Annotated in this window: 21 protein-coding genes and 1 pseudogene; 12 read left to right on the top strand and 10 right to left on the bottom strand. The window is 52.8% G+C overall.

Annotation, left to right across the window (positions count from 1 at the left end; all coding sequences use genetic code 11):
• Positions 1 to 15 precede the first annotated feature (15 nt).
• The 5 genes from UNDYM_RS20725 (at position 16) to UNDYM_RS20705 (ending at position 3,902) form a co-directional block, all read left to right on the top strand.
• The gene (locus UNDYM_RS20725) at positions 16 to 876 is read left to right on the top strand and encodes an ATP-binding cassette domain-containing protein (RefSeq protein WP_162042758.1); all 861 of its coding nucleotides are present in this window, start codon (positions 16 to 18) and stop codon (positions 874 to 876) included.
• The gene (locus UNDYM_RS20720; RefSeq protein ID WP_162042757.1) at positions 873 to 1,691 is read left to right on the top strand and encodes a hypothetical protein; all 819 of its coding nucleotides are present in this window, start codon (positions 873 to 875) and stop codon (positions 1,689 to 1,691) included. Before UNDYM_RS20725 ends, UNDYM_RS20720 begins: the two co-directional genes overlap by 4 nt.
• Positions 1,691 to 2,443, top strand: coding sequence for a hypothetical protein (locus tag UNDYM_RS20715; protein WP_162042756.1), 753 nt, complete (start codon positions 1,691 to 1,693; stop codon positions 2,441 to 2,443). Before UNDYM_RS20720 ends, UNDYM_RS20715 begins: the two co-directional genes overlap by 1 nt.
• 565 nt (positions 2,444 to 3,008) lie before the next feature.
• A complete protein-coding gene (locus UNDYM_RS20710) occupies positions 3,009 to 3,335 on the top strand; it encodes a cell envelope biogenesis protein TolA (RefSeq protein WP_162042755.1) in 327 nt (108 codons plus the stop codon).
• A 99-nt stretch (positions 3,336 to 3,434) separates the two neighbouring features.
• Positions 3,435 to 3,902, top strand: a complete 468-nt coding sequence (locus tag UNDYM_RS20705; RefSeq protein WP_162042754.1) for a hypothetical protein — start codon at positions 3,435 to 3,437, stop codon at positions 3,900 to 3,902.
• Between the two features lie 103 nt (positions 3,903 to 4,005).
• On the opposite strand, the gene UNDYM_RS20700 is transcribed toward UNDYM_RS20705, so the two are convergent.
• The 6 genes from UNDYM_RS20700 to UNDYM_RS20675 all read right to left on the bottom strand — a co-directional run bounded on the left by UNDYM_RS20700 (position 4,006) and on the right by UNDYM_RS20675 (position 9,712).
• Positions 4,006 to 4,632, bottom strand: a complete 627-nt coding sequence (locus UNDYM_RS20700) for a LysE family translocator (RefSeq protein WP_162042753.1) — start codon at positions 4,630 to 4,632, stop codon at positions 4,006 to 4,008.
• A gap of 93 nt (positions 4,633 to 4,725) precedes the next feature.
• A complete protein-coding gene (locus tag UNDYM_RS20695) occupies positions 4,726 to 5,391 on the bottom strand; it encodes a site-2 protease family protein (RefSeq protein ID WP_162042752.1) in 666 nt (221 codons plus the stop codon).
• Positions 5,392 to 5,837: 446 nt separating this feature from the next.
• On the bottom strand, positions 5,838 to 6,743 hold the full coding sequence (locus UNDYM_RS20690) for an ornithine cyclodeaminase family protein (protein ID WP_162042751.1): 906 nt from the start codon (positions 6,741 to 6,743) through the stop codon (positions 5,838 to 5,840).
• Between the two features lie 19 nt (positions 6,744 to 6,762).
• Positions 6,763 to 8,016, bottom strand: a complete 1,254-nt coding sequence (locus UNDYM_RS20685) for a D-amino acid dehydrogenase (protein WP_162042750.1) — start codon at positions 8,014 to 8,016, stop codon at positions 6,763 to 6,765.
• 25 nt (positions 8,017 to 8,041) lie between these two features.
• The gene (locus UNDYM_RS20680) at positions 8,042 to 8,797 is read right to left on the bottom strand and encodes a gamma-glutamyl-gamma-aminobutyrate hydrolase family protein (protein WP_162042749.1); all 756 of its coding nucleotides are present in this window, start codon (positions 8,795 to 8,797) and stop codon (positions 8,042 to 8,044) included.
• Positions 8,798 to 9,220: 423 nt separating this feature from the next.
• Positions 9,221 to 9,712, bottom strand: a complete 492-nt coding sequence (locus tag UNDYM_RS20675; RefSeq protein WP_162042748.1) for an Lrp/AsnC family transcriptional regulator — start codon at positions 9,710 to 9,712, stop codon at positions 9,221 to 9,223.
• A 122-nt stretch (positions 9,713 to 9,834) separates the two neighbouring features.
• Between UNDYM_RS20675 and UNDYM_RS20670 the strand changes: the two genes are divergently transcribed.
• Together UNDYM_RS20670 and UNDYM_RS20665 are read left to right on the top strand one after the other, a co-directional pair.
• Positions 9,835 to 11,064, top strand: coding sequence for a diaminopropionate ammonia-lyase (locus UNDYM_RS20670; RefSeq protein WP_162042747.1), 1,230 nt, complete (start codon positions 9,835 to 9,837; stop codon positions 11,062 to 11,064).
• A gap of 16 nt (positions 11,065 to 11,080) precedes the next feature.
• Positions 11,081 to 12,267: pseudogene (locus UNDYM_RS20665) on the top strand (M20 aminoacylase family protein).
• 12 nt (positions 12,268 to 12,279) lie between these two features.
• Here UNDYM_RS20665 and UNDYM_RS20660 read toward each other — a convergent pair.
• Both UNDYM_RS20660 and UNDYM_RS20655 read right to left on the bottom strand, forming a co-directional pair.
• Positions 12,280 to 13,179 (bottom strand): amino acid ABC transporter substrate-binding protein, encoded by a 900-nt coding sequence (locus UNDYM_RS20660; protein ID WP_162042746.1) that lies wholly within the window; start codon positions 13,177 to 13,179, stop codon positions 12,280 to 12,282.
• 94 nt (positions 13,180 to 13,273) lie between these two features.
• Complete coding sequence (locus tag UNDYM_RS20655) at positions 13,274 to 13,861, bottom strand: hypothetical protein (protein WP_162042745.1); 588 nt, start codon at positions 13,859 to 13,861, stop codon at positions 13,274 to 13,276.
• A 266-nt stretch (positions 13,862 to 14,127) separates the two neighbouring features.
• Here UNDYM_RS20655 and UNDYM_RS20650 point away from each other — a divergent pair, with 266 nt between their 5' ends.
• The 5 genes from UNDYM_RS20650 (at position 14,128) to UNDYM_RS20630 (ending at position 18,428) form a co-directional block, all read left to right on the top strand.
• Positions 14,128 to 15,120 carry a LysR family transcriptional regulator gene (locus tag UNDYM_RS20650; RefSeq protein WP_162042744.1) on the top strand — a complete coding sequence of 331 codons (993 nt, stop codon included), beginning with the start codon at positions 14,128 to 14,130 and terminating at the stop codon, positions 15,118 to 15,120.
• 235 nt (positions 15,121 to 15,355) lie between these two features.
• On the top strand, positions 15,356 to 16,507 hold the full coding sequence (locus UNDYM_RS20645) for a branched-chain amino acid ABC transporter substrate-binding protein (RefSeq protein WP_162042743.1): 1,152 nt from the start codon (positions 15,356 to 15,358) through the stop codon (positions 16,505 to 16,507).
• Between the two features lie 88 nt (positions 16,508 to 16,595).
• Positions 16,596 to 17,081 (top strand): MarR family transcriptional regulator, encoded by a 486-nt coding sequence (locus UNDYM_RS20640; protein ID WP_162042742.1) that lies wholly within the window; start codon positions 16,596 to 16,598, stop codon positions 17,079 to 17,081.
• 483 nt (positions 17,082 to 17,564) lie between these two features.
• Positions 17,565 to 17,891 carry a cell envelope biogenesis protein TolA gene (locus tag UNDYM_RS20635; protein ID WP_162042741.1) on the top strand — a complete coding sequence of 109 codons (327 nt, stop codon included), beginning with the start codon at positions 17,565 to 17,567 and terminating at the stop codon, positions 17,889 to 17,891.
• A gap of 96 nt (positions 17,892 to 17,987) precedes the next feature.
• Positions 17,988 to 18,428 (top strand): hypothetical protein, encoded by a 441-nt coding sequence (locus tag UNDYM_RS20630; RefSeq protein ID WP_162042740.1) that lies wholly within the window; start codon positions 17,988 to 17,990, stop codon positions 18,426 to 18,428.
• Positions 18,429 to 18,781: 353 nt separating this feature from the next.
• On the opposite strand, the gene UNDYM_RS20625 is transcribed toward UNDYM_RS20630, so the two are convergent.
• Together UNDYM_RS20625 and UNDYM_RS20620 are read right to left on the bottom strand one after the other, a co-directional pair.
• Positions 18,782 to 20,122: a HEAT repeat domain-containing protein gene (locus UNDYM_RS20625; protein ID WP_162042739.1), complete on the bottom strand. Its 1,341-nt coding sequence runs from the start codon at positions 20,120 to 20,122 to the stop codon at positions 18,782 to 18,784.
• A gap of 106 nt (positions 20,123 to 20,228) precedes the next feature.
• Positions 20,229 to 21,179 carry a diguanylate cyclase gene (locus tag UNDYM_RS20620; RefSeq protein WP_162042738.1) on the bottom strand — a complete coding sequence of 317 codons (951 nt, stop codon included), beginning with the start codon at positions 21,177 to 21,179 and terminating at the stop codon, positions 20,229 to 20,231.
• Positions 21,180 to 21,197 lie beyond the last annotated feature (18 nt).

The raw sequence follows: 21,197 nt of genomic DNA, 5'->3' as shown, positions 1-21,197 counted from the left end.
GCTGGAAGGATTTGAATGATCAAAGTCTCGCAACTACAATTTGAGTATGGCAAGAAGCGTGTTTATGACGACTTTTCGCTGGCGTTGGACAAGCCTGGTGTGTATGGCCTGTTTGGCCGCAATGGCAGTGGCAAATCGACGCTGCTGAAGATTTTGTCAGGTTTGCTGTTCCCGCATGGTGGGCAGGTGGAGGTGCTGGGCTACAAGCCAGCAGCGCGCTTGCCGACTTTTCTGGAGCAGGTATATGTCGTGCCGGAAGAATTTCATCTGCCTGATATCAGCATGGCCGTGCTGCAAAAGACACATGCACCGTTTTATCCGCGCTTTTCTGGCAGTGATTTTTTAAAGTATGCCGACATCTTTGAAATCCCGCGTGACAAGGGCTTTGCCGCGATGAGCCTGGGGCAAAAGAAGAAGGCCGTCATTGCCTTTGCCCTGGCAACACACACGCCCCTGCTGCTGATGGATGAGCCCACCAACGGCCTCGACATTGTCGGGCGCTCGCAATTCAAGACTATCCTTGGTGGCAAGGAACATGCGAACCGTACCGTGATCATCAGCACCCACCAGGCGCATGATCTTGAGAGCCTGATGCACCATGTGCTGTTTGTCGATGGCGGCAAGCTCGCTCTGTCGGCCAGTATGGCGACGCTGCAACATGCCTTGCAACTCGGAGTTACCGATAATCAGGCAGACACGGCAGGCAGTATTTATCAGGAGGCCTATGGCCATCAGTGGGCGTATGTGAGCCGCAATGCAGGTACTACGCAGGGTACGGTTAATCTTGAGCTCTTGTACAAGGCGCTGAGCATCAATAAACAGGGTGTGTTGGATGCGGTGGCGGGCTACCAGTATGCCGGGAAGGAAAAACAATGACAGATTTTTTTGACATGCAGCGTTTTGTCCACCTGCTGCGCGCACATTGGGCCGAGAGCTGGCGTGAATATGCCTGGTTTGCAGGTGTGCTGATGATATTGGATTTGATTGCTATGGCCATTTCTTTTGCTACCCAGAGCGGCTATTCATACCGGGAATTTGAATTCCAGGGGCAGATAACCTGGTACATGATGGGGCTTTTTCCTTCTGCAGTGATCTTTGCAGGCCGCTATTTCAAATACCTGCTCAATCCTGGTGCCAGCCTGATTGCGTTGATGCGGCCAGCATCTGTGTTTGAGAAGTGGCTGATGGCTTTTCTGGTCATCAGTATTTTATATCCCCTGGTTTTTACCGTGCTGTATATCGTCTTCAACTATCCGGCTGTACAGCTTGCCAAGTCTATCGCAAGCCAGTGGCCACTTTGTGAAAACTGCGTCAGGGATTTTCGGTTTTATCTCCCTTTCATAACGCCAGAATCAACAGAGAAAGGCATGAGTGATGCCGGATATTTTTTGAAGTATCAACTATTTTTCTTTATGTTGCTTTCGGCAGCACAGGCACTCATTGCAGGAGGAACGGCATACTTCAAACGCTCACCGGTATTGCGTACAGTACTGTGCTCATTCTTGTTGTTTGTTATTCTGACGTGGGCAGGCTTCACCCCGCAACTTGGCATTTTTGCCCGGCACTATGGCCCCGGTGAAATGCAGTACACAGCCATGGAATATGGGCTTTCTATCGGCCTCTGGCTGGGATTGCCTATATTGTTGTGGGCAGTGCTGTATTTCCACATCAAAGAACGTGAGGTGGCATGATGTCGCATCATTCTTTAAAAGTTGGAGTATGGCTTTTCGTTTTCACTGTGCTGTGGTATCTGACAGGTAATTTTTTCTTAAAAAATGTGGAGAAAGGGCAGGTATCCTTTGACAAAAGCGCGCATGTCGCCAGGCAGCAGACTGTTATCGGGAGTGGCAGCAGGGCCGTGATTCGTGCACTCAGTACGGAGGTGCGGGGCATGCAGCTACAGCTGGTTTTCGACCCGGCAGCTACGCAGGCGACGCTTAGTAACGAGAACAGGCTGGTTGATGCAAGTGCGCAGCTTATTGATGGTGTTTTCAATATTGCTATTTCTAAGGAGGTGGCAGTGCGAGGCGGGCATTTACCTGGAAAAATTGAAATCCGCTTGCCTTCGACGGTGAGCAAAGTCGATTTTTTTGACGTGAATGACATTCAGATATCCGGGAGTTTGCCAGAACCATCTGCCGAACTGGTATTGGAATTTTGGGGCAACGGATCACGGGTCTTGTCAGAGCAGTTGCAAGTGAATCATCTCAAGCTGATGTCTGGCTGCAAAACACTGGCAAAAGAAAACTATTGCTCTCTCAATGCTACTTTTAACGGGCAAATCCAGCTTGGAAAACTTGAGGTGAACATGCAGCATGGAATCCTGGTTTTTTCTGCAAGCACTGCGCCGCAACAAACACTGTTGAATGTGGGTAATGACGTGATTGTCACAGGGCGTCGCGATTTTTTGCGGTCACTCAGTTTCAGTAGTGCTGCACAGTGAGCAAGCCTGACGGCAGAGCAGAGTGCAATGCATTAGTGGGTAGAGGGCTTAAACGCACCAGTGAGTAGTGGGCGTTGCAAGTCAGTAGGGTGCGCCGTGCGCACCGTTTCCCTGCTCAATATTTTGCGATAATCCAATTCAAAATCCGGTGCGCACGGCGCACCCTACCGGACGTTGAGCACACATATCAGGATTAACGCTGTAACGCAGGGCGCAATGTAGTGCGCCTCACAGTTGATAGCAAACCGGTAGGGTGCGTCTTGACGCACCGTTTTTCTCTTTGATCCATTCTGATGATTGACGATATGGTGCGTCGAGACGCACCCTACAAAAAACGACGCCATGCAGTTTGCAGGCGTCGTTTTTTATTGTTCCTACGCGCGTAACGCATGAGCCTGGTGATCGGTTGACAAGCTACCTGCTGTTTAGAACAACAACACTAAGCCCCATGTTCTGTGGTTTTTTGCGTCAACGCAATGTATCCGGACGGCGTTTTTGGCTTACGTAGCAACACTACGAAATGAAAAATCAAGCAAGCCAACCCAAACATAAAGAAGGAAATATCATGAACAAACTGATCACCGCCATCATCGCTTCCACAGTTGTTATGGGTAGCGCCTTTGCACAAACTCCAGCCTCTGCATCTGCTACTGCTGCTTCCAAACCAGCGACAGCCGCAGCAGCAGCGAGCGTAGCGAAATCTGCACCAGTAGCCAAGGTAGTCGCCGCTTCTGCCTCAGCCAGTGCTTCTGCAGCAGCACCAGCAGCATCTGCTCCTGAAGCCAAGCCAGCAATGCACACAGATGAAAAAGCTGCAAAACACACCAAGCACACCAAGAAAGAAGCAAAAGCAGCCAGCGCATCCGCCGCAGCCAGCGCAGCATCGAAATAAGTTTTACCAGCAGTTGTAGAACGCATACCGGCAGCCAGACGCTGCCGGGTAATCAAGTAAAACAAACAATCGCTCACAGACATATTAAGGATTATCACCATGAACAAACTCATTACCGCCCTGATCGCTTCTACTGTTTTGATGGGTAGCGCATTTGCACAGACACCTGCAACTGCTACGCCAGCAAAAGCAACACCAGCAGTGACGGCAGCAACCCCAGCAGCCACAGTCACAACAAGCACAGCAACACCAGCGGGCAAGGCAGTAACGACTGCAATGGCAACAAACACCACGGCCGCAGCTACATCGGTAACTACGCCTGCAACTACGCCAGCAGCTACACCAGCAACGCCAGAAGTCAAAACTGCAGCAGTGGAAAAAACAGCAGAGAAACATGAGAAGCATGCCAAGCATGTCGCCCATGAAAAGCATGCCAAGGCAAAAACTGAAGTGAAGACAGATGTGAAAACTGAAGTCAAACCAGAAGTAAAAGCCGAAGTCAAAACTGACACAGCTAAAGTCGCCACAGCAGGCACTGGCAAGACAGCAACACCAGCAACAAAATAAGTTGCAGGGTTTTTAGTAGCAGGCAATATCAGGTCTGAAAAGAAAGACGCTTCATCATTCGCGATGAAGCGTCTTTTGTTATGCGCAACAAGTAAAACAGGTATCAGCGTGCCGATGCCACCAGCTTGATACCCAGCGCCATCATGACACCACCTGCAACGCGGTCCAGCCATTGTTTGTAGCGCAGATAAGTCGTGCGCGGTTTTTCTGAGGACAGGGCAACGGCAACAATTGCATACCAGCTCGCTTCTATGATAAAGACACAAGCCAGCAGCAAGACATCAAAGCCCAGGCTTTGCGTGGCAGGCATGAAGGCGGCGAACACGCTGGCATACACGATCGATGTTTTTGGATTGCTGACCTGGGTAGTGAAACCCAGTAACAGCGATTTACGCAAATTGCGTTCACCCGATGCTTCAGTAGCCGCAATCTGCAAAGGCTCAGCCGCACCACGCCAGATTTTGAAACCCAGGTATGCCAGGTAAAGCCCTCCCAATACCTTCAGTGCGATAAACAGCACAGGCAAAGCCAGCAAAATGCCTTGTAAGCCCAGCAAGGCCGCCAGCGCAAACAGCGTACCACCCATGCCCATGCCTATCGCGGCACTGACACCCTCGGCGCGGGTAGATGCCATGGCGGTGCGGGCTATCATCACAAAACTGGGGCCGGGGCTGACAACGCCGACAGTGAGTGCGGCGCAGATGCCTAGCAGGGGGGCGTAGTTTTCCATGAATGTCCTTGGCTGTTGGAGGAGAGCTTATTTTATCCTATTGATGACAAGGCCCCGACAGACCACAATCTGGAGGGGCATATTTCGCGCAGGCTACAAGCCATATACCATTATGACAGGGGTACTGACTATCGCCAGGAGCCACGAGATCCAGCATGCAATGCTGACGATTGCGACAAACTTGTGAATAGGACCAGGATAAGGCTTGACCAGGCCAAGTCGCTGCGCGACGAAAATAATGAGTTGGCTGCCATTGGTGCTCACTAATGGCAGTAAATTACCAGCAGCCAGTTTGGCAGCAACGATACCCATCAGGCTCAGAAAACCGCTGGTCTGTATCAGCTTGCTAGCTGTGTGCAGCAGGGTCTGTGCCGTGTCAAAAGGGGACAAAGCACCCGTCACAAATTGCATGGGAAATGTGCAAAAATCTTGCCATGCATCTGCGCCGTTCAGGGCCATGGCCAGTAACAGCAGGGCGGCGCAGCCCGGCAAGATAACCAGAATTTTCTTTACCAGACTTAACTGGTCAAATGCAAAGGGTAGATCGGCGTCGCTGACGTAGTGTTCCTGGCTGTCCAGAAATTTGACATAGCCACCGATGGGGATGAGCTTCAGGACAAATTTCTTATACCTGAACAGCGCTGGCCCCATGCCTATCGATATTTCCAGTAGCCTGACACTGGCTACCCGGCCTGCCGCAGCGATGCTGAACAGGTGTACGAACAGACAAATGTAAACAATGAGGAGAAGATTGAGCATGGCAGGTGAGATGGGAACAGGGCTGGCGTAATTGTAGCCTGTATGGCAGGGTTTGCGATTTGCTTTTTTTATCTCCACTCATGCGGCGTATTGCAATATGCCCTGCTCCACTAATTGCAGGTGGGCGGCTTGCGTGCTTATAACAGCGCTAGACGAATGCGACGAACGCCACTGGATTCCAGCCTGCGCTGGAAGACGACTTTGAGAGTAAGGTTGAAATAAAGCTGGAATGACGACTTTAAATGCCCGGCTGGATTAAGGCCGGGGAATTTGATAAATCTCTATGTTAGTAATGTCATCCCAGCGCAGGCTGGAATCCATCTGCGCAAGGTCCGTTGAGATGGAACGACAACCAACTTGTAGGGTGCGCCGTGCGCACCGTTTGTGTTTCCAATTCGCTGAATAAAATCAACGATGGTGCGCACGGCGTACCCTACAAGAAAAATTTACTCCGCCAGCTTGCGATAAACAAACTCCGCCAGCGCCACGTCTTCCAGCCCTACACCTATGGCCTTGTAGAGGATGATGTCAGATTCATTTCTACGTATGCCTGTGCCTTGCACTACATCAGTCATCTCCAGCACATCGTCCCATGCAAAGCTGTTCTGGTCGCACAGGAGCAAATCACCTGCCTCATAGGCGGCCTGTTTTTTCCATTCAACGACGATCTTGCTGGCGCGGCGTATCAGGGTGTCATCGACTTCGCGGGTGTCGGGTTTGCTGGAACCGATGGCGGCGACAAAGGCACCGGGTTTGACATGATTGCCATCAAACAGCGGCGTGGCTGATCGTGTCGCGGTGAGGATGACGTCGGCCTGGCTGGCGGCTTCAGCAGCGCTGCTGGTTCTGGCGGGGATGCCGTATTGCGTGGCGATGTGCTGTGCAAAAGCATCCTGTCCTTCTATGCCGACCACCAGCACTTCTTTGAAATTGCGCACGGCGAGCAGGGCGGGGACGTGGGCGCGCGCCTGTATGCCGGTGCCAAAGATGGCCAGGGTGGTGGCATCTTGCCGTGCCAGTTTGTCGGCAGCGACAGCGGTGACGGCAGCGGTGCGGAATTCTGTCATGGTGTCGCCTTCCATCACGGCCAGCAGGCGGCCATCGTCAGCCGCGAACAAGACAATCACAAAGGTGAACTTGCCATTGATGGTGGAGTAAATCTTGGCCCCGGCAGCATTCAGGCCAGGGATGACGGCACCCATGGCGCTGAGCTTGGTTTTGCCGCTGTCTATGCGTACCCTTTCTTGCATGGCACCAGCGGTCGCATAGTGGGTAAAGGCTTCGCGCATGACGGTGATGGCGTCCTTGACTGTTAACAGTGATGCGACTTGTTCATTTGTGATGACTTGCATGTGGTTTCCTTAATAGTGCTTAATATTGATAAGGGCTGGCGTCAATCGCACTCTGTTCGCCATCGATTTGCTGGGACAGCAGTTCGGCACTGCCGCAAGCCAGTGTCCAGCCAAGTGCGCCATGGCCTGTATTGAGATAGAGATTGCAGACCGGTGATGCGCCTATGATGGGGATGCCAGTGGGCGTTGCGGGGCGCATGCCTACCCAGGGGTGTATGGCGTTTGTATCTGCCTTGAGCGTAGGGAAGAGTTCCTGTGTTTCTTTTAGCAGGCTTTGCGCGCGGGCCGCATTGATCTGCATGTCGTGGCCGACAATTTCTACCCGGCCTGCCACACGCAGTCGCTCACCTATACGGGCATAGACGATTTTTCTCGCACTGTCGGTAATACTGACGCTGGGCAGGGTGGCATCCGCCGCTGGCGCATCCAGCGTGATGCTGTAGCCCTTGAGCGGATAGACAGGCAAGCGCATGCCCACCTTGGCAGCCAGGGCGGCGGCATGCGATCCATTTGCCAGCACAAAGGTATCTGCGCGGATATCGCCCTGGCTGGTTTGCAGGGCCTGCAGTTTGCTCGCCTGCACGAGCAGGCCGTTGACCTGCGTGCCGTACAAGAACTTCACATTCGGATAATTGTGTATCAATTCCTGCGACAATTGCCTGCAAAAGCGGGCGCAGTCACCGACATCTTCTGACGGTGTGTAGACGCCGCCTACCCAACGGGCGGCTGCATGTGCCAGCGCAGGTTCTATGTCCAGACAAGCCTGGGTCGATAAAACTTGCTGCTCACAACCCAGTTGCGCCTGATAGGCGACTTGCGCAGCCGCAGCCTTGAGCGCCGCATCAGATGAATACATGACCAGCTTGCCTGCCTGGCGCAGATCAAAATCCAGTGATAACTGTGCTTGCAAAGTCGCCAGGCAATCGCGGCTATAGAAGGCCAGGCGCAACAGCTCTGCCGTGGTCTGCCTGGATTTGCGCTGGTTACAGGCCAGCAAAAAACCGCACAGCCATTTCCATTGCGCCAGCTCGAGGGAGGGACGCCAGCTTAAAGGCGAATCAGGGTTCAGCAGGTAAGAGGGCATGCTGGCCCAGACCGAGGCATCCGCCAGTGGCGCAACATAAGAGTAACTGAGCTGCGCCCCGTTGCCATAGCTGGCACCTTCACCGGCACCATCATGCGCCTCGACAATGCTGACATCATGACCGCGCCTTGCCAGTGCATACGCAGTGGTGAGGCCGATGACACCTGCGCCGATGATACAAACTTTCATAATAAACTTATTGAGTGAAAATAAATTAGACGCTGATAGCAGTCAGGTGTCGTGCAGCACTTTCCCGCGCCGCTGCAACCAGGGCAGTGAACAGGTTTTTTTCGCTGGCATTGACCCGGTATTCAGGGTGCCATTGCACCCCCATGCAAAATGACAGCGACGGCACTTCTATGGCTTCCACCACGCCATCATCTGCCACTGCTGCTACCTTGACCTTGTCGGTAGAGGACGCGACGGACTGGTGATGCAGGCTGTTGACTTCGCAGGTTTCGACACCCAGAATCGTCCGCAACTTGCTGCCCTGGCGGATGTGGATGGCATGGCTGGCCAGATCGCAATCTTCCGCCTGCTTATGCTCTATGCTGGTGGAGATATCAGAAGGGATGTGCTGCAGCAGCTTTGCGCCCAGTTCAACTGCTATCAGTTGCATGCCGCCGCAAATGCCCAGCACCGGCATGTCACGCGCAATGGCAGCGCGCAGCATGGCTTGTTCAAAGGCGGTGCGGTCTTCCTTGAGGGCCATTTTTTCAGGGTAGCGGGCGGGCATGCCGTACAGGGCAGGATTGACATCGAACATGCCGCCAGTGATGAGCAGGCCATCGATCTGGTCGAGGTAAGTCTCTACCGCATCCATGTCATAAGGCAGCACCAGCGGTACGCCGCCATTGTCACTGATTGCTGCGCAATAATTGCGGCGCACAAAGAACAGGGCTTCGATATCGCTTGCGGCAGCGCTGCGGTCAGGGGTGATGCCTATGCGGGGCGGTGGAGAGCTGGTCATGGGTTTTGTTTTGATTGTTTTTGATGGGTTTGATGTTGCTATCATCCCTGTTCAAAATACTTAACGCAAACCATGAATTCTATGTTCTGGCATTAGTTTTTCTAATGCATGGGGTTGTTTGATTTTTTTGAGCGAAGAGCTGCGTTACCAGATGTTTAAGTTTTTTCGTTTTCCAATTAACTTGCAAGCTGCGCGGCGGATTTTTTTGGACTCCTTCCCCTTCAAGGGAGATTTGCTGGGTTTTGCAAAGCATGCTTTGCGCAGCAAATTTCTAAGCCGCTTGCAAGCGGCGCGGTGGAATGGTTGGGATGGGGATGGGTTTCTGACGCAATATCATTTTCCGACAATCAACCGAAACCCATCCCCACCCTAACCCTCTCCCTTGAAGGGGAGGGAATTTTCATGGCATTTTATACTCGAAAATTATTTCGAAGAACTATTAGCGTCAATATCATCCACAGGCACATCCAGCCCCGTCTTCACCCTGCTCATCGCCACAAGAGTCTTGAACCGTTTGACATTATTGCTTTCAAAGAAAAGCTGGCGCGTCAGCTCGGTGTATTGCGCCATGTCGCGCACGATGAAGATCAGGACAAAATCACATTCGCCAGCGACGTAATAGCATTGCTGCACCTGGGGGCAGGCGAGAAAGGCGGTTTTCATGGCGTCGAGCAAATCCATGCGTTCGTTTTCCACCTCCACTTCGACGACGATGGTCAGCGGGTAGCCTAGTGCATCCGGGCGCAGTTGTGCGCTGTAGCGTTCTATGACCTTGTCGTCACTGAGGCGCTTCAGGCGGCGGTTGACGGCGGCGGTGGAGAGATTAACCCTTTCTCCCAAAGTGCTTTGTGGCAGGCTGCTGTCTTGCTGGATTTCTGCCAGCAGGCGGCGGTCAAAATTGTCCAGGGTAGTCATCTATGGTTCTGTAATCTCATTTTATGCAAAGAATTTGCGTATATCTGCGTCATTTTCGTAAATCTTACCACTGGTTGCGGAATATTATTTCATTCGATCTTACCCCAATGTCAGGAACAAGCATGCTGTTATCTAATCCACACGCTGTACGCCGGCCCTATCCTGCCGATCTTGCTGCCATCATGAATATAGAGAGTGCAAAGCAAAGCCAGCGCTGGCTGGCACCGTGGAGAGAGCTGGCCCGTGCTGCAACGCCGCTGCATGCCCTGCCTGATCTGGCAGGCAAATTGCAGGTGGGGGCCATTCATGTCAAGGATGAATCAGTCCGTTCGCCACTGGGTAGTTTCAAGGCATTGGGTGCGCCTGTTGCGCTGGTCAGGCAGGTTTTGCGGCTTTATCCTGCGCAGGATATTGTGCCTGAGCAGGTGCTGGCAGGCCGTTATGCACATCTGCTGCAAGACTATACCGTCATCAGCGCTACAGATGGCAACCACGGGCGCAGCCTGGCAGCGGCTGCCCGTTCTGCAGGCTGCCAGTGCGTGATAGTCTTGCATGCGCATGTCAGTGCCGAGCGCGAAGCCGCGATTGCGGCCTACGGTGCCCGCATAGTACGCATTACCGGTAATTATGATGAATCGGTAACAGTAGCCGCCGAGCTGGCACGCACCAATGACTGGCAGGTGATCTCAGATACCTCGTATGAAGGCTATCAAGATATCCCGCGTGATGTCATGCAAGGCTATGGCACCATTGCTGCCGAGCTGGTGGAGCAAGGTGCCGGGCCTGATGGAAAAAGCGCATACACCCACATCTTTTTACAGGGCGGCGTCGGCGGCCTGGCTGCGGGGATCGTCAGTTATTTCTGGGAATTGTATGGCATCAACCGCCCGCGCTTTATCGTGGTAGAACCTGCGCAGGCAGATTGCCTTTATCAAAGTGCGCTGCATGGCCGGGCGAGCAGGGCGCTGGGTTCTATCGACTCTGTCATGGCGGGCCTGGCTTGCGGCGAGACTTCACCTCTGGCATGGCGCTTCTTGCAGCCTGCGGTCGATTATTTTTTGACGATAGAAGATGAGCTCGCCATCCAGGCCATGCGTGTGCTGGCAGCGGGTAGTGAGGCAGATATCCCCATAGTCGCCGGTGAATCTGGCGTGGCGGGTCTGGCTGGCCTGCTGAGTATGTGCAGCAACAAGGTCTGCATGAAGCAAGTGGGCCTGGATGCCAGCTCCAAAGTATTGGTCATCAATACTGAAGGCGCAACTGCGGCCACGGTATATCACGAACTGCTTGGCATATCGGCACATGCGGTACTTGCCCAACAAAATTCCTGGAAGGACAGGCATCATGAATGAATCATTGCCATCAGAATTGAAATCGGCATTGCAGACAGAATTGCTGGCCTGGCGCAAGCATTTGCACCAGCATCCAGAGACAGGTTTTGAAGAAGTGGCAACCGCTGATTATGTCGCCAGAGCCTTGCAGGACAAGGGGCTGGAAGTGTATCGCGGCATAGGTGGCACCGGGCTGGTCGCCAGCCTGAGTGCAGGCAATGGCGTAGGTAATGGCGCAGGCAGTGGCAAGCGGGCGATAGGCTTGCGCGCCGACATGGATGCCCTGCACATCACCGAGAACGCGCCCGGCAGGCCACATGCCTCATGCACGCACGGCAAAATGCACGCCTGCGGCCACGATGGTCACATGGCCATGGTGCTGGGCGCAGCGAGGTTATTGACAGCCAGGCCAGACTTCAATGGCACGGTGCGTTTTATTTTTCAACCGGCAGAAGAACACGGACGCGGCGCCAAGGCGATGATGCAGGATGGCCTGTTTGAGCGCTTCCCTGTCGATGCGATTTTTGGTGTGCACAATATGCCGGGCATGCCTGCGGGCTCTTTTGCCACCCGCGCGGGCGGCATTATGGCGTCGGAAGATAATTTTGTCATCCACATCAAGGCACGTGGCACCCATGCAGCCAGGCCGCATATGGGCATAGACCCATCGTCATCGCGTCGCAAATCGTGCTGGCCTTGCAAACCATCGTCTCCCGCAATCTTGATCCGGGTTTGCAGGCAGTGATCTCCTGTACTGAATTCATCACTGACGGCATCAGGAACGTGATTCCATCGAACGTCACCATCAAGGGCGATACCCGCAGTTATTCACGCGAGGTGCAAGCGATGCTGGAGCAGCGCATGCGCGACATCAGTGAGGGAATTTGCCACATGCACGGTGCAGAATGCGTGTTTGAATATACCCATGAATTTGCCCCAACTGTTAATTCAACTGAGTTTGTCGATGTCGCCACCAGGGCCGCAGCCAACATCGCGGGCAAAGACAAGGTCGATGCCAACGTCCAGCCCATGATGATCTCTGAGGACTTTGGCGCTTTCCTGCAAGTCGTGCCGGGTAACTTCAGCTTCATTGGCAATGGTGTTGCGCTCGACCAGGGCGGTATTCCCTTGCACAATGCGGGCTATGATTTTAATGATGAAATTTTGACGACAGGGGCGCAGTATTTTGCTGAGATTGTGCGGTTGGAGTTGAAGGCAGATTGAGGTAGAGCAAGCTCAATCCGCCACCTTATCAGACGGAAACTGAAACGAATTTCGCAACAAGGCATTCATCGGCATATCCAGATTCACACCAGATGGCGGGATGGGATTGTTGAACCATTTTTTATACAACTTTTCGACATCGCCGTTATAAATGATCCTGGCCATTTCTGCATCCATGAGCTTCTTGAGTTCGATATCATTTTTGGAAAACATGATGGCATATGGCTCCACCGTCAGCGGGCTGGCGACGACCTGATAGTCTGCCGGGTGAGCGGACATGGCCTTGAGGCCATACAGCAGCACATCATCCATCGCAAAGGCATCGGCCTTGCCGGTTTCTACCTGGTGAAAAGATTCCAGGTCATCTTTCGCCTCCAGCAGGGTGATGCGCAAGGCGCCAACGTCATTGCGTTCAGCAATCGATTTGGCATTGGTAGTGGCCGCTGTGGTGACGATGGTCTTGTTGCGCAAGTCTGCCCAGTTGCGTATGCCAGAATCTTTTTTCACGAGCATCTTGGCACTGGCAATAAAATTTGCAATCGTAAAACCCACCAGCGCACGGCGCTCTGCGGTGTTGGTGGTAGGCCCGCATTCCAGATCCGCCTGTCCCTCAATGATGGCTTTGAAACGGCTGGACGGCGTCACCTGCATATAGTCTATACGCAGATCAGGCCGCTTCAGTTGCAGCCTGATGGCGTCGACCAGCTTGAGGCAGATATCCACGGTATAACCAAGGGGTTTGCCATGATTATCTTTGTATGAGAAAGGAATCGATGCATCCCTGGTTGCCAGCACTATCCTGCCACTGCGGCTGATACGCTCCAGTGTCTCGCCCGCCATTGCTGAGTTGCTGATGCTGATAGCGGCCATCAACAACATGGCTGTCAGTTTGCGGGTAGAGTGGGCCTGCATGAAATTTCCCCATCGTGTTCAAGATGCTGGCGATTGTGGGGGCTTGCAGCCTTGCTCAACAAACTAAAATTTCTAATCAGGTCTATTAGCAGGGCTATTGGGCTTTATTGTCGCTGACGCTTGGTTTGGCTACCGGGTCGTTTGGAGTATCCACGATTGCCTGAGCGGCTGGCACATCTTTCTCGATTTCCAGTTTGACGATGGCACCGCTGCAATCAGTGATCCTGACTTGCAGGCCTTCCTTGATGGGGTCATTGTCACTTCCGCTAACATGAAAGGCGGCGGTATTAAGCCACCTTCGATAGGGGTAGTGTTTGGGCCAGACATCAAATGAACTTGGCGGGTCCCCCTTCTTTTTATGCAAAACCAGGTTCTCAATCTTGCCTTCGATGATTTCGCATTTTCCTGCATCATATTCAGCGCGCAGGTCTGTGTAGGCAAGATAGCCGTCGCGAAATGCCATCCAGCTTGTGAGCAGGCCAATACCGAGAAAGAGATAGGGTAAAAAAGGGGCAGGTTTATCCGGGCTTGAACTCCAGCTATACGCAGGCAGGCCGTGCCGCTTGCGCGAGACATTCAGGGCGATGCCAACTACACCGATACTCAGGGGAATGAGCGGGACAGGCGTCAGGAAATTTGTCCATACTTTTTGGGTCAAGTCAAAATACAGGGTGTAGCTCATGGTGATTTTGCGGTGGCTGGCATATCTTGTATATTTGCCACATTGTAACAGGGAGGCTGTTTTGAGCCGGATATGCCTTCGGGATGAATAGATAAAATCAGCCAGTCTTCATAGTGAAGATGTGACAGGGTGAATAGGTAAGTGAATAGATTCGTGAATAGATTCTATGGTAGCCTGATTCGTTTATTGCAATAAAACCTGAGCCTATATCCTCCACCCCGCTTTCAAACTTATAATCAGGCAAGACATCACTTTCAGACTATGCCATGCGCACTCAAAAGCTAGTTACACCCCTGGTTCTACACGCACTCAAATACTTTGATGCAGCGGCGCGCAACCTGAGTTTTACCCGTGCGGCGGCGGAGTTGCATGTCACGCAAGGGGCGGTCAGCCAGCAGATCAAGGGGCTGGAAGAGCAGATAGGGGCGCGCCTGTTCGTGCGCATGACGCGCAGCCTGCGGCTGACGCGTGAGGGTAGCGAGTTGCACAGGGTGGTCAACCGCCTGCTGCAAGAACTGGAATTGCAATTGCAGGCGATACAACCCAGCCTGAACAACAAGAGCGTGGCGATACGCTCATCGCCCTCATTCTCGATGATGTGGCTCATGCCCAGGCTTAGCGGCTTTGGACGGCTCTACCCGGAGATAGAAATCCACTTGCGTGGCGAGCTGTTTGGCATGAGTGCGCTGAAGATGAGTGCAGAATCTATCGACATCCTGGTGCTGTACGGGCAGGGGCCAGACCAGAGTAACCACCATGCCAGCAGGCTGATGTCTGAATACCTGCTGCCGGTGGCGAACAATGATTACCTCGCGCGTTACCCGGCGCTGGCAAAGGCATCGGATTTTACTGAACACATTTTGCTGCATGATGATTCCCCCTGGGAGAACGCGCCGCCCTATGCCGAGTGGGGCGAGTGGATGCGCATTGCCACACAGAGCAATGACAACGAGGTGCAGGACTTTGTGCGCCACGGCCATCAATACAATCTCTCGCACCTGGCCATCAATGCCGCCACTTATGGGCAGGGCATGGCAATGGCACGTACTTCATTGATACTCGACGAACTTGCTCAGGGGCAGTTGATACCTACTGTGCCTATCTGCGTCAAAGCCAGTGCGGCTTATTTTTTAGTCATCAATGAGCATGTGGGTAATAAAAAGTCAGTCAACATCTTCAAAGACTGGCTGACCGAAGAGTGTCGCGAATTCGAAACACAGCGCAATGCCATTTTGTCAGGTATTGCGCGAATGGTCTGATTTTCTGGCTTGCTGCAACAGCAGATCAAGCGCAATCATATTACCCCTGCTAATCCATCTTTTCCCTCTTGGTCACCGTTCCTGCACAGGGCGTGGCCTGTCTTTACGCATTAGCCTCGCTAATTCATACCCTTAGAATTATTGCCTTGTGCATTGAGATGCGCCAGACAATCATTCATCACCGAAAGGCGAAACCGAAAACCAATACCTAAAACCCATACAGAGAGGAATACCTATGTCCACGACCATCAAACTCATCGCCGCCGCATCTTCTGCAGGCATCCTGCTGGCAGGTAATGCCAATGCCCAGGACCTGCTGGTAAGGATAGGCCATGTCAGCCCCTTGTCCGGGCCATCTGCACACATGGGTAAAGATACTGAAGAGGGTGCACGCATGGCGGTGGACGAACTCAATGCCAAAGGCGTCACCATAGGCGGCAAGAAAGCCAGGTTTGAATTGCTGTCAGAAGACGATGCGGGAGAGCCAAAGCAGGCCACTACCGTGGCGCAAAAGCTCGTGGATGCCAAGGTCAATGGTGTTATCGGCCACATGAATTCTGGCACCACCATCCCCTCTTCAAAAATCTACAGCGATGCCGGTATCCCGGAAATTTCACCCTCGGCAACCAACCCCCAATACACGATGCAGGGCTACAAGACGGCTTTCCGAGTGGTTGCCAATGACGGCCAGCTCGGTGGCACGCTGGGTCGCTATGCAGTGCAAATGCTGAAGGCAAAAAATATCGCCGTGATTGATGACCGCACCGCGTATGGGCAAGGTGTGGCAGACGAATTCGTCAAAGGCGCAACGGGTAAACTCGCTTCTGCCAAGATCGTCTCGCGTCAATATACGACCGACAAGGCAACCAATTTCAGCGCCATCCTGACCACCATCAAATCCACCAATCCTGATTTGATTTTCTTTGGCGGCATGGATGCGGTAGGTGGCCCCATGCTCAAGCAAATCAAGCAACTGGGCCTGAAAGTCAAGTTCATGGGGGGTGACGGCATCTGCTCGACAGACCTGGCACAACTGGCCGGCGATGCCATCGGTGAAGGCAATGTGATCTGCGCTGAGGCGGGCGGGGTAGAAGAAGGCAAGAAGGCCGACCTGGTCAAGTTCAAGGCCAATTTCAGCAAAAAATATGGTCACGAAGTTGTGTTGAATGCGCCTTATGCCTACGATGGCGTGATGACCATGGTGGCCGCCATGCAAAAAGCCAATTCAGCCGAACCCGCCAAATACCTGCCAGAACTGGCCAAAATCAACCACAAGGGCGTGACAGGTGAAATCGCATTTGATGCGCGTGGTGATATCCGTGACGGCACCCTGACTTTGTACACTTACAAGGGTGGTAAGCGCGAACTGATCGCGGTAACACATTAATCGTTTTGTGAGTACGCATGGCGCCTGCGCTGTCTGTATGCGCCATGCATGGAAAGTATCAAAGAGAGTATTAAAGAAAGACCCAGCCATGAGTTTGAGCACAGCACAATTTTTACCCGCATCCCAATACGGCATGTTCCGCAAACTGGCCAGGGTGCTCGAACATTTTGTCGCCGCGGCTCCGGCTGAGGTCAGGCTGGATCAACTGGCAAAACACTGCGGCATGAGCAAATACGCCATCCGCAAAATCTGCCTGCGCCTGCAGGACGAAGGCTTGATCTCTGCTGCCGAAAACAGCCTGCACTGGAATCTCGCCAAACCTGCAGGCGGCATCACGCTGGAAGACGCCTGGCGCATCAGCATGGCAGATACATCGCGTGCCAGCACTACGGCACCCGTAGCAGGTAAATTCACGACGGAAATGGATTTGCTCATTACCCAGGCCTTGTGGAACATAGACCAGAGCATCAGCTCACACCTGCGCTGCGTGCAGCTTGACCGCGTCAGCCAGTCGCAAAGAACAGCCCGCCGCTGGGGCAGACGCGGGGTGCGTAAGGTCAAGAATTTTTTGTGAGACGAGCGAAAATTACCATCCGTAGGGTGCGCCGTGCGCACCGTTCTCTGCTCAATATTTTGCGATAATCCAATTCAAAACCCGGTGCGCACGGCGCACCCTACTGGACGTCAAACACACATATCAGGTTAAGCCGCTCCTGCAGTTGATAGCAAACCAGTAGGATGCGTCTTGACGCACCGTCTTTCTACGTTTTCCTGATCATTGAAGAGATGGTGCGTCAAGACGCACCCTACAAAAAACGACGCCATGCAGTTTGCATGGCGTCGTTTTTTATTGTTCCTACGCGCGTAACGCATGAACCTGGTGATCGGTTGACAAGCTACCTGCCGTTTAGAACAACAACACTAAGCCCCATGATCTGTGGTTTTTTGCGTCAACGCAAGTTATCCGGGCGGCGTTTTTGGCTTACGTAGCGACACTACGAGACGCAAAACGAAACACAAACTTAGCAAGCAACCCAAACATAAAGAGGGAAATATCATGAACAAACTGATCACCGCCATCATCGCTTCCACAGTTGTTATGGGTAGCGCCTTTGCACAGACACCAGCATCCGCATCTGCTACTGCTGCTTCCAAACCAGCGACAGCCGCTGCAGCAGCGAGCGTAGCGAAATCTGCACCAGCAGCTAAAGTAGTGGCCGCTTCTGCCTCAGCCAGTGCTTCTGCAGCAGCACCAGCAGCATCTGCTCCTGAAGCCAAACCAGCAATGCACACAGGTGAAAAGGCTGCGAAACATACCAAGCACACCAAGAAAGAAGCAAAAGCAGCAGGCGCATCTGCGGCAGCCAGCGCAGCATCGAAATAAGTTTTAATCAGTAATTGTTGAACACTTACCGGCAGCACGGGCTGCCGGTGAATCAAGTAAAAAAAACCGCTTACAGACATATTAAGGATTATCACCATGAACAAACTCATTACCGCCCTGATCGCTTCTACTGTTTTGATGGGTGGCGCATTTGCTCAGACACCGGCAACTACTGCAGCAACTACGCCAGCAAAAACAACTGCAGCACCTGTAGCAGTAACAACAGCAGTGGCTACGACAGCCGCAACGACACCTGCTCCAACTGGCAAGGCAGTAACCAGCGCAGCGACAACTACCACTGCGGCGGTAACACCAGCGGTTGAGACTAAAACTGCAGCAGTAGAAAAAACTGCAGAGAAACATGAAAAGCACGTCAAGCATGAAAAACATGCGAAGGCAAAGACTGAAGTGAAAACAGAAGTCAAACCAGACGTAAAAGCTGAAGCAAAAACAGAAATCAAGGCTGAAGTGAAAACTGATGCAGGCAAAGTGGCAACCGCAGGTACAGGCAAGACAGCAACTCCAGCAGTGAAATAAGTTTGCGGCGCGAGCTGTAAATTTGGTAGTAGATCAGGTAGTAGCTTGAGCAGTAAAATAGGTAGTAAATTAAGAGTAGTTCAGTAGTAATAAAAAACGCGCCATGGTGAGATATGGCGCGTTTTTTTCGTCGTGATATCGGTGCGCATGGCGCACCCCGCAGGTCAGGATTTGCGCATATCCTGGCGGCAAACATCGCCGTGATGCAGCCGTAACGTGAGGCGCATTGCAATGCGCCGGATGTGGGAGCCGGTGCCTGGCTTGCATGGGCTAAGGGATCACCTGGTTTGCGTACTTGAGTTCATCATGCTTTGTCAAATGAACCATGGCTGGCAAGGACTTCGCCTATAAAATCACTGTTGCCCGAATCGCTTGATCGCCTCATCGACGCTTGATTTGAAATCCGCAGGTGAGGGGTCATCGCCACGGGCGCGGGCGTATCGTTTGCTATCGAGTTGCGAAGGGAAACTGGCCTGCAGTTCTTTTAATGCAGGCAAGGCGCGTCTGTCGCCTATGTCGGCTAATGTGCTAATGATATAGACCTGCATTCCTGGCTTGCTGCGGTGCAGTTTATCAATCAGTGTATCGATGGCGCGATAGGATTTAGCATGTTTCAATGCCTCGATAGCGCTGAGCTGTACCAACTTGTCACTGTCTTCCAGCAAGCTCAGCAGGGTGTCTGTTTCAGCCTGGCTTTGTGGACCTCTCAGTTTTGATAAGGCGCTGGCTGCAAAATCTCGTGCTCGGGATGATTTGTGTTTAAGTAAGTCATTTAATGCGGGTCTTGTTGCTTCTGACTTAAAATTGCCAAATGCAAGGCAGATATAAACGATTTCTTCTGGGTCTGCATCATGCAACTTGTCTATGAGTAAAGGGATGGCGCGTTCGTCAGGGTCCATGGAGCCGACCATCGCTCTGAAATTCTCTCCTTTGGCCGTCATCAGAAATTTTTTCGTCTTCGCCCAGTTGTCTTCCATGGTTTGCAGTTCACTTGCAAAGGCATGCTGGCGAAATGCCCTGGCTTCTGCAAGGGTATCAACTTCCATATTTTCAAACTCACGTTTGTATGCGCCTGACTCATAAGAACTCAGCGTTACTTGCAGCAGATGAGCAGGACCACGGTACTTGGCTTGCGGCGTGCCGTCTTCAATGAAATAAGAAAACAGAGGCGTGGGGCCCTGATCCTTGCAATCCAGGGCTACATACATTTTGCCGTTAAACTGCAAGATCGGCAAAAAGTGAGCGGGCCAGCCTTCACCCTCTTTCACGCCGTACTCTTTGTTAAAGCGTTTGAAGAATTTGTATTCTTCTACGACCTTGCTCAAAGCTTGAAATTCATACGGAGGTGTGAAATCCGGGATGCCATTGTGCCAGCGGTACATCGCTCTCAAGATCGGTGGCAGCTTGCAGGGCAGTTGCAGCTCCAGGGCTGTGATCTCCTGATCAGAAATGGGTGCTGATGGCTGGATATTGTTTTTGGAGAACTGCCTGTCCAGCCTTGAAAATAATTCTGGCAGATTGGCATCGGCATCGGGCAGGCTCACATCAACGGTCGGTTTGATATCCGGCATCGTCTTGATACCTACGATAGAACTGATATCAGGTGTTTCAACACTGGTGTCGATTTTCTTGTCGCAACCAGGCAGCAGGAGCAGGCTTGCGGTGGCGATGAGCAGGCGGTAAAGGAATTGCATGAGATAAAAGTGAGGGTAGGTGCGACGATATTCGCCAGAAGTGCAGGCGTCTTTGAGATCGGTTGGCCTGGGCCGTGTTGATGACTTTGAATTTGCTATGGTGAGCCTAAGCCCCCACCCGGTTACGTCCCGCCTGTTTGGCTTCATACAGTTTCTGGTCGGCCTTGGCGATAAGCGCATCAATGCTGTGCTGGTCGCCGGGCACGATGGCGGCCACGCCTATGCTGAGGGTGATGGTGTCGCTGTCTGCGACCTTGGTTGAACTGTGCGGGATGGCCTGGTCGGTGATGGCGCGCAGCACGGATGCGGCCTTGCTGATGGCGCTCTGCAGTTCGCATTCAGGCATGAGACAGATGAATTCTTCGCCGCCGTAACGGGCGACGATATCATGCGGGCGTCGGAATCCTGCCTGCAGGCAGGCTGCCACGGCTGCCAGGCAGGTATCACCCTGCTGGTGACCATAGGTGTCGTTGTATTGCTTGAAGCAGTCTATGTCTATCATCAGCACGGCCAGGGATTTGCCGTTGCGCTGGCAATGCCGCCATTCCCTGGCGATTGCCTGGTCAAAGTTGCGACGGTTGGCAAGACCTGTCAGCGGGTCGGTGAACACCAGTTTTTTGAGCAGGTCGCGTTGCAGCTTGAGGGTGACATGGGTGTGCACGCGGGCGCGCACGACATCGGGGTTAACGGGTTTGCTGATGAAATCCATGCCACCAGCCATGAGGGCACGTGATTCTTCGCTGGCATCATTCTGGGCGGTGACAAACAATACCGGGATGTCGGCGGTGAGTTCTTCATGCTTGAGCTGGGCGCAGACTTCGAGACCATCCATGTCTGGCATCATGATGTCGAGCAGGATCAGGTCGGGTGGGGTTTTCCTGCAAAAATCGAGGGCACTCTGGCCGCTGGTGGCCATGAAGACTTCATGGTCGCTGGCAAAAATCTGGTGCAATGCCTGGATATTGATGACCTGGTCATCGACGATGAGTATGCGCGGCCGGTATGCTGCGAACTCAAGTTTTTCTGTCAGGTTGTCCAGGGATTTTGTGTTGGGCATGGCTCTGCATATTGCTGG

The sequence above is a fragment of the Undibacterium sp. YM2 genome, assembly GCF_009937975.1.
In the GTDB taxonomy this organism is placed as follows: Bacteria; Pseudomonadota; Gammaproteobacteria; order Burkholderiales; family Burkholderiaceae_D; genus Undibacterium.
The sequence above is the reverse complement of the archived record's forward strand: the minus strand, read 5'-3'. Positions and strand labels throughout refer to the sequence as shown.

Bases quoted from the DNA above. Each gene is read 5' to 3' on its own strand.
- UNDYM_RS20675 (WP_162042748.1), bottom strand. From the start codon at position 9,712: ATGACTACCCTGGACAATTTTGACCGCCGCCTGCTGGCAGAAATCCAG.
- UNDYM_RS20700 (WP_162042753.1), bottom strand. From the start codon at position 4,632: ATGGAAAACTACGCCCCCCTGCTAGGCATCTGCGCCGCACTCACTGTC.
- UNDYM_RS20680 (WP_162042749.1), bottom strand. From the start codon at position 8,797: ATGACCAGCTCTCCACCGCCCCGCATAGGCATCACCCCTGACCGCAGC.
- UNDYM_RS20725 (WP_162042758.1), top strand. From the start codon at position 16: ATGATCAAAGTCTCGCAACTACAATTTGAGTATGGCAAGAAGCGTGTT.
- UNDYM_RS20710 (WP_162042755.1), top strand. From the start codon at position 3,009: ATGAACAAACTGATCACCGCCATCATCGCTTCCACAGTTGTTATGGGT.
- UNDYM_RS20655 (WP_162042745.1), bottom strand. From the start codon at position 13,861: ATGAGCTACACCCTGTATTTTGACTTGACCCAAAAAGTATGGACAAAT.
- UNDYM_RS20705 (WP_162042754.1), top strand. From the start codon at position 3,435: ATGAACAAACTCATTACCGCCCTGATCGCTTCTACTGTTTTGATGGGT.
- UNDYM_RS20720 (WP_162042757.1), top strand. From the start codon at position 873: ATGACAGATTTTTTTGACATGCAGCGTTTTGTCCACCTGCTGCGCGCA.
- UNDYM_RS20670 (WP_162042747.1), top strand. From the start codon at position 9,835: ATGCTGTTATCTAATCCACACGCTGTACGCCGGCCCTATCCTGCCGAT.
- UNDYM_RS20650 (WP_162042744.1), top strand. From the start codon at position 14,128: ATGCGCACTCAAAAGCTAGTTACACCCCTGGTTCTACACGCACTCAAA.
- UNDYM_RS20625 (WP_162042739.1), bottom strand. From the start codon at position 20,122: ATGCAATTCCTTTACCGCCTGCTCATCGCCACCGCAAGCCTGCTCCTG.
- UNDYM_RS20640 (WP_162042742.1), top strand. From the start codon at position 16,596: ATGAGTTTGAGCACAGCACAATTTTTACCCGCATCCCAATACGGCATG.
- UNDYM_RS20620 (WP_162042738.1), bottom strand. From the start codon at position 21,179: ATGCCCAACACAAAATCCCTGGACAACCTGACAGAAAAACTTGAGTTC.
- UNDYM_RS20645 (WP_162042743.1), top strand. From the start codon at position 15,356: ATGTCCACGACCATCAAACTCATCGCCGCCGCATCTTCTGCAGGCATC.
- UNDYM_RS20715 (WP_162042756.1), top strand. From the start codon at position 1,691: ATGTCGCATCATTCTTTAAAAGTTGGAGTATGGCTTTTCGTTTTCACT.
- UNDYM_RS20685 (WP_162042750.1), bottom strand. From the start codon at position 8,016: ATGAAAGTTTGTATCATCGGCGCAGGTGTCATCGGCCTCACCACTGCG.
- UNDYM_RS20695 (WP_162042752.1), bottom strand. From the start codon at position 5,391: ATGCTCAATCTTCTCCTCATTGTTTACATTTGTCTGTTCGTACACCTG.
- UNDYM_RS20635 (WP_162042741.1), top strand. From the start codon at position 17,565: ATGAACAAACTGATCACCGCCATCATCGCTTCCACAGTTGTTATGGGT.
- UNDYM_RS20690 (WP_162042751.1), bottom strand. From the start codon at position 6,743: ATGCAAGTCATCACAAATGAACAAGTCGCATCACTGTTAACAGTCAAG.
- UNDYM_RS20630 (WP_162042740.1), top strand. From the start codon at position 17,988: ATGAACAAACTCATTACCGCCCTGATCGCTTCTACTGTTTTGATGGGT.
- UNDYM_RS20660 (WP_162042746.1), bottom strand. From the start codon at position 13,179: ATGCAGGCCCACTCTACCCGCAAACTGACAGCCATGTTGTTGATGGCC.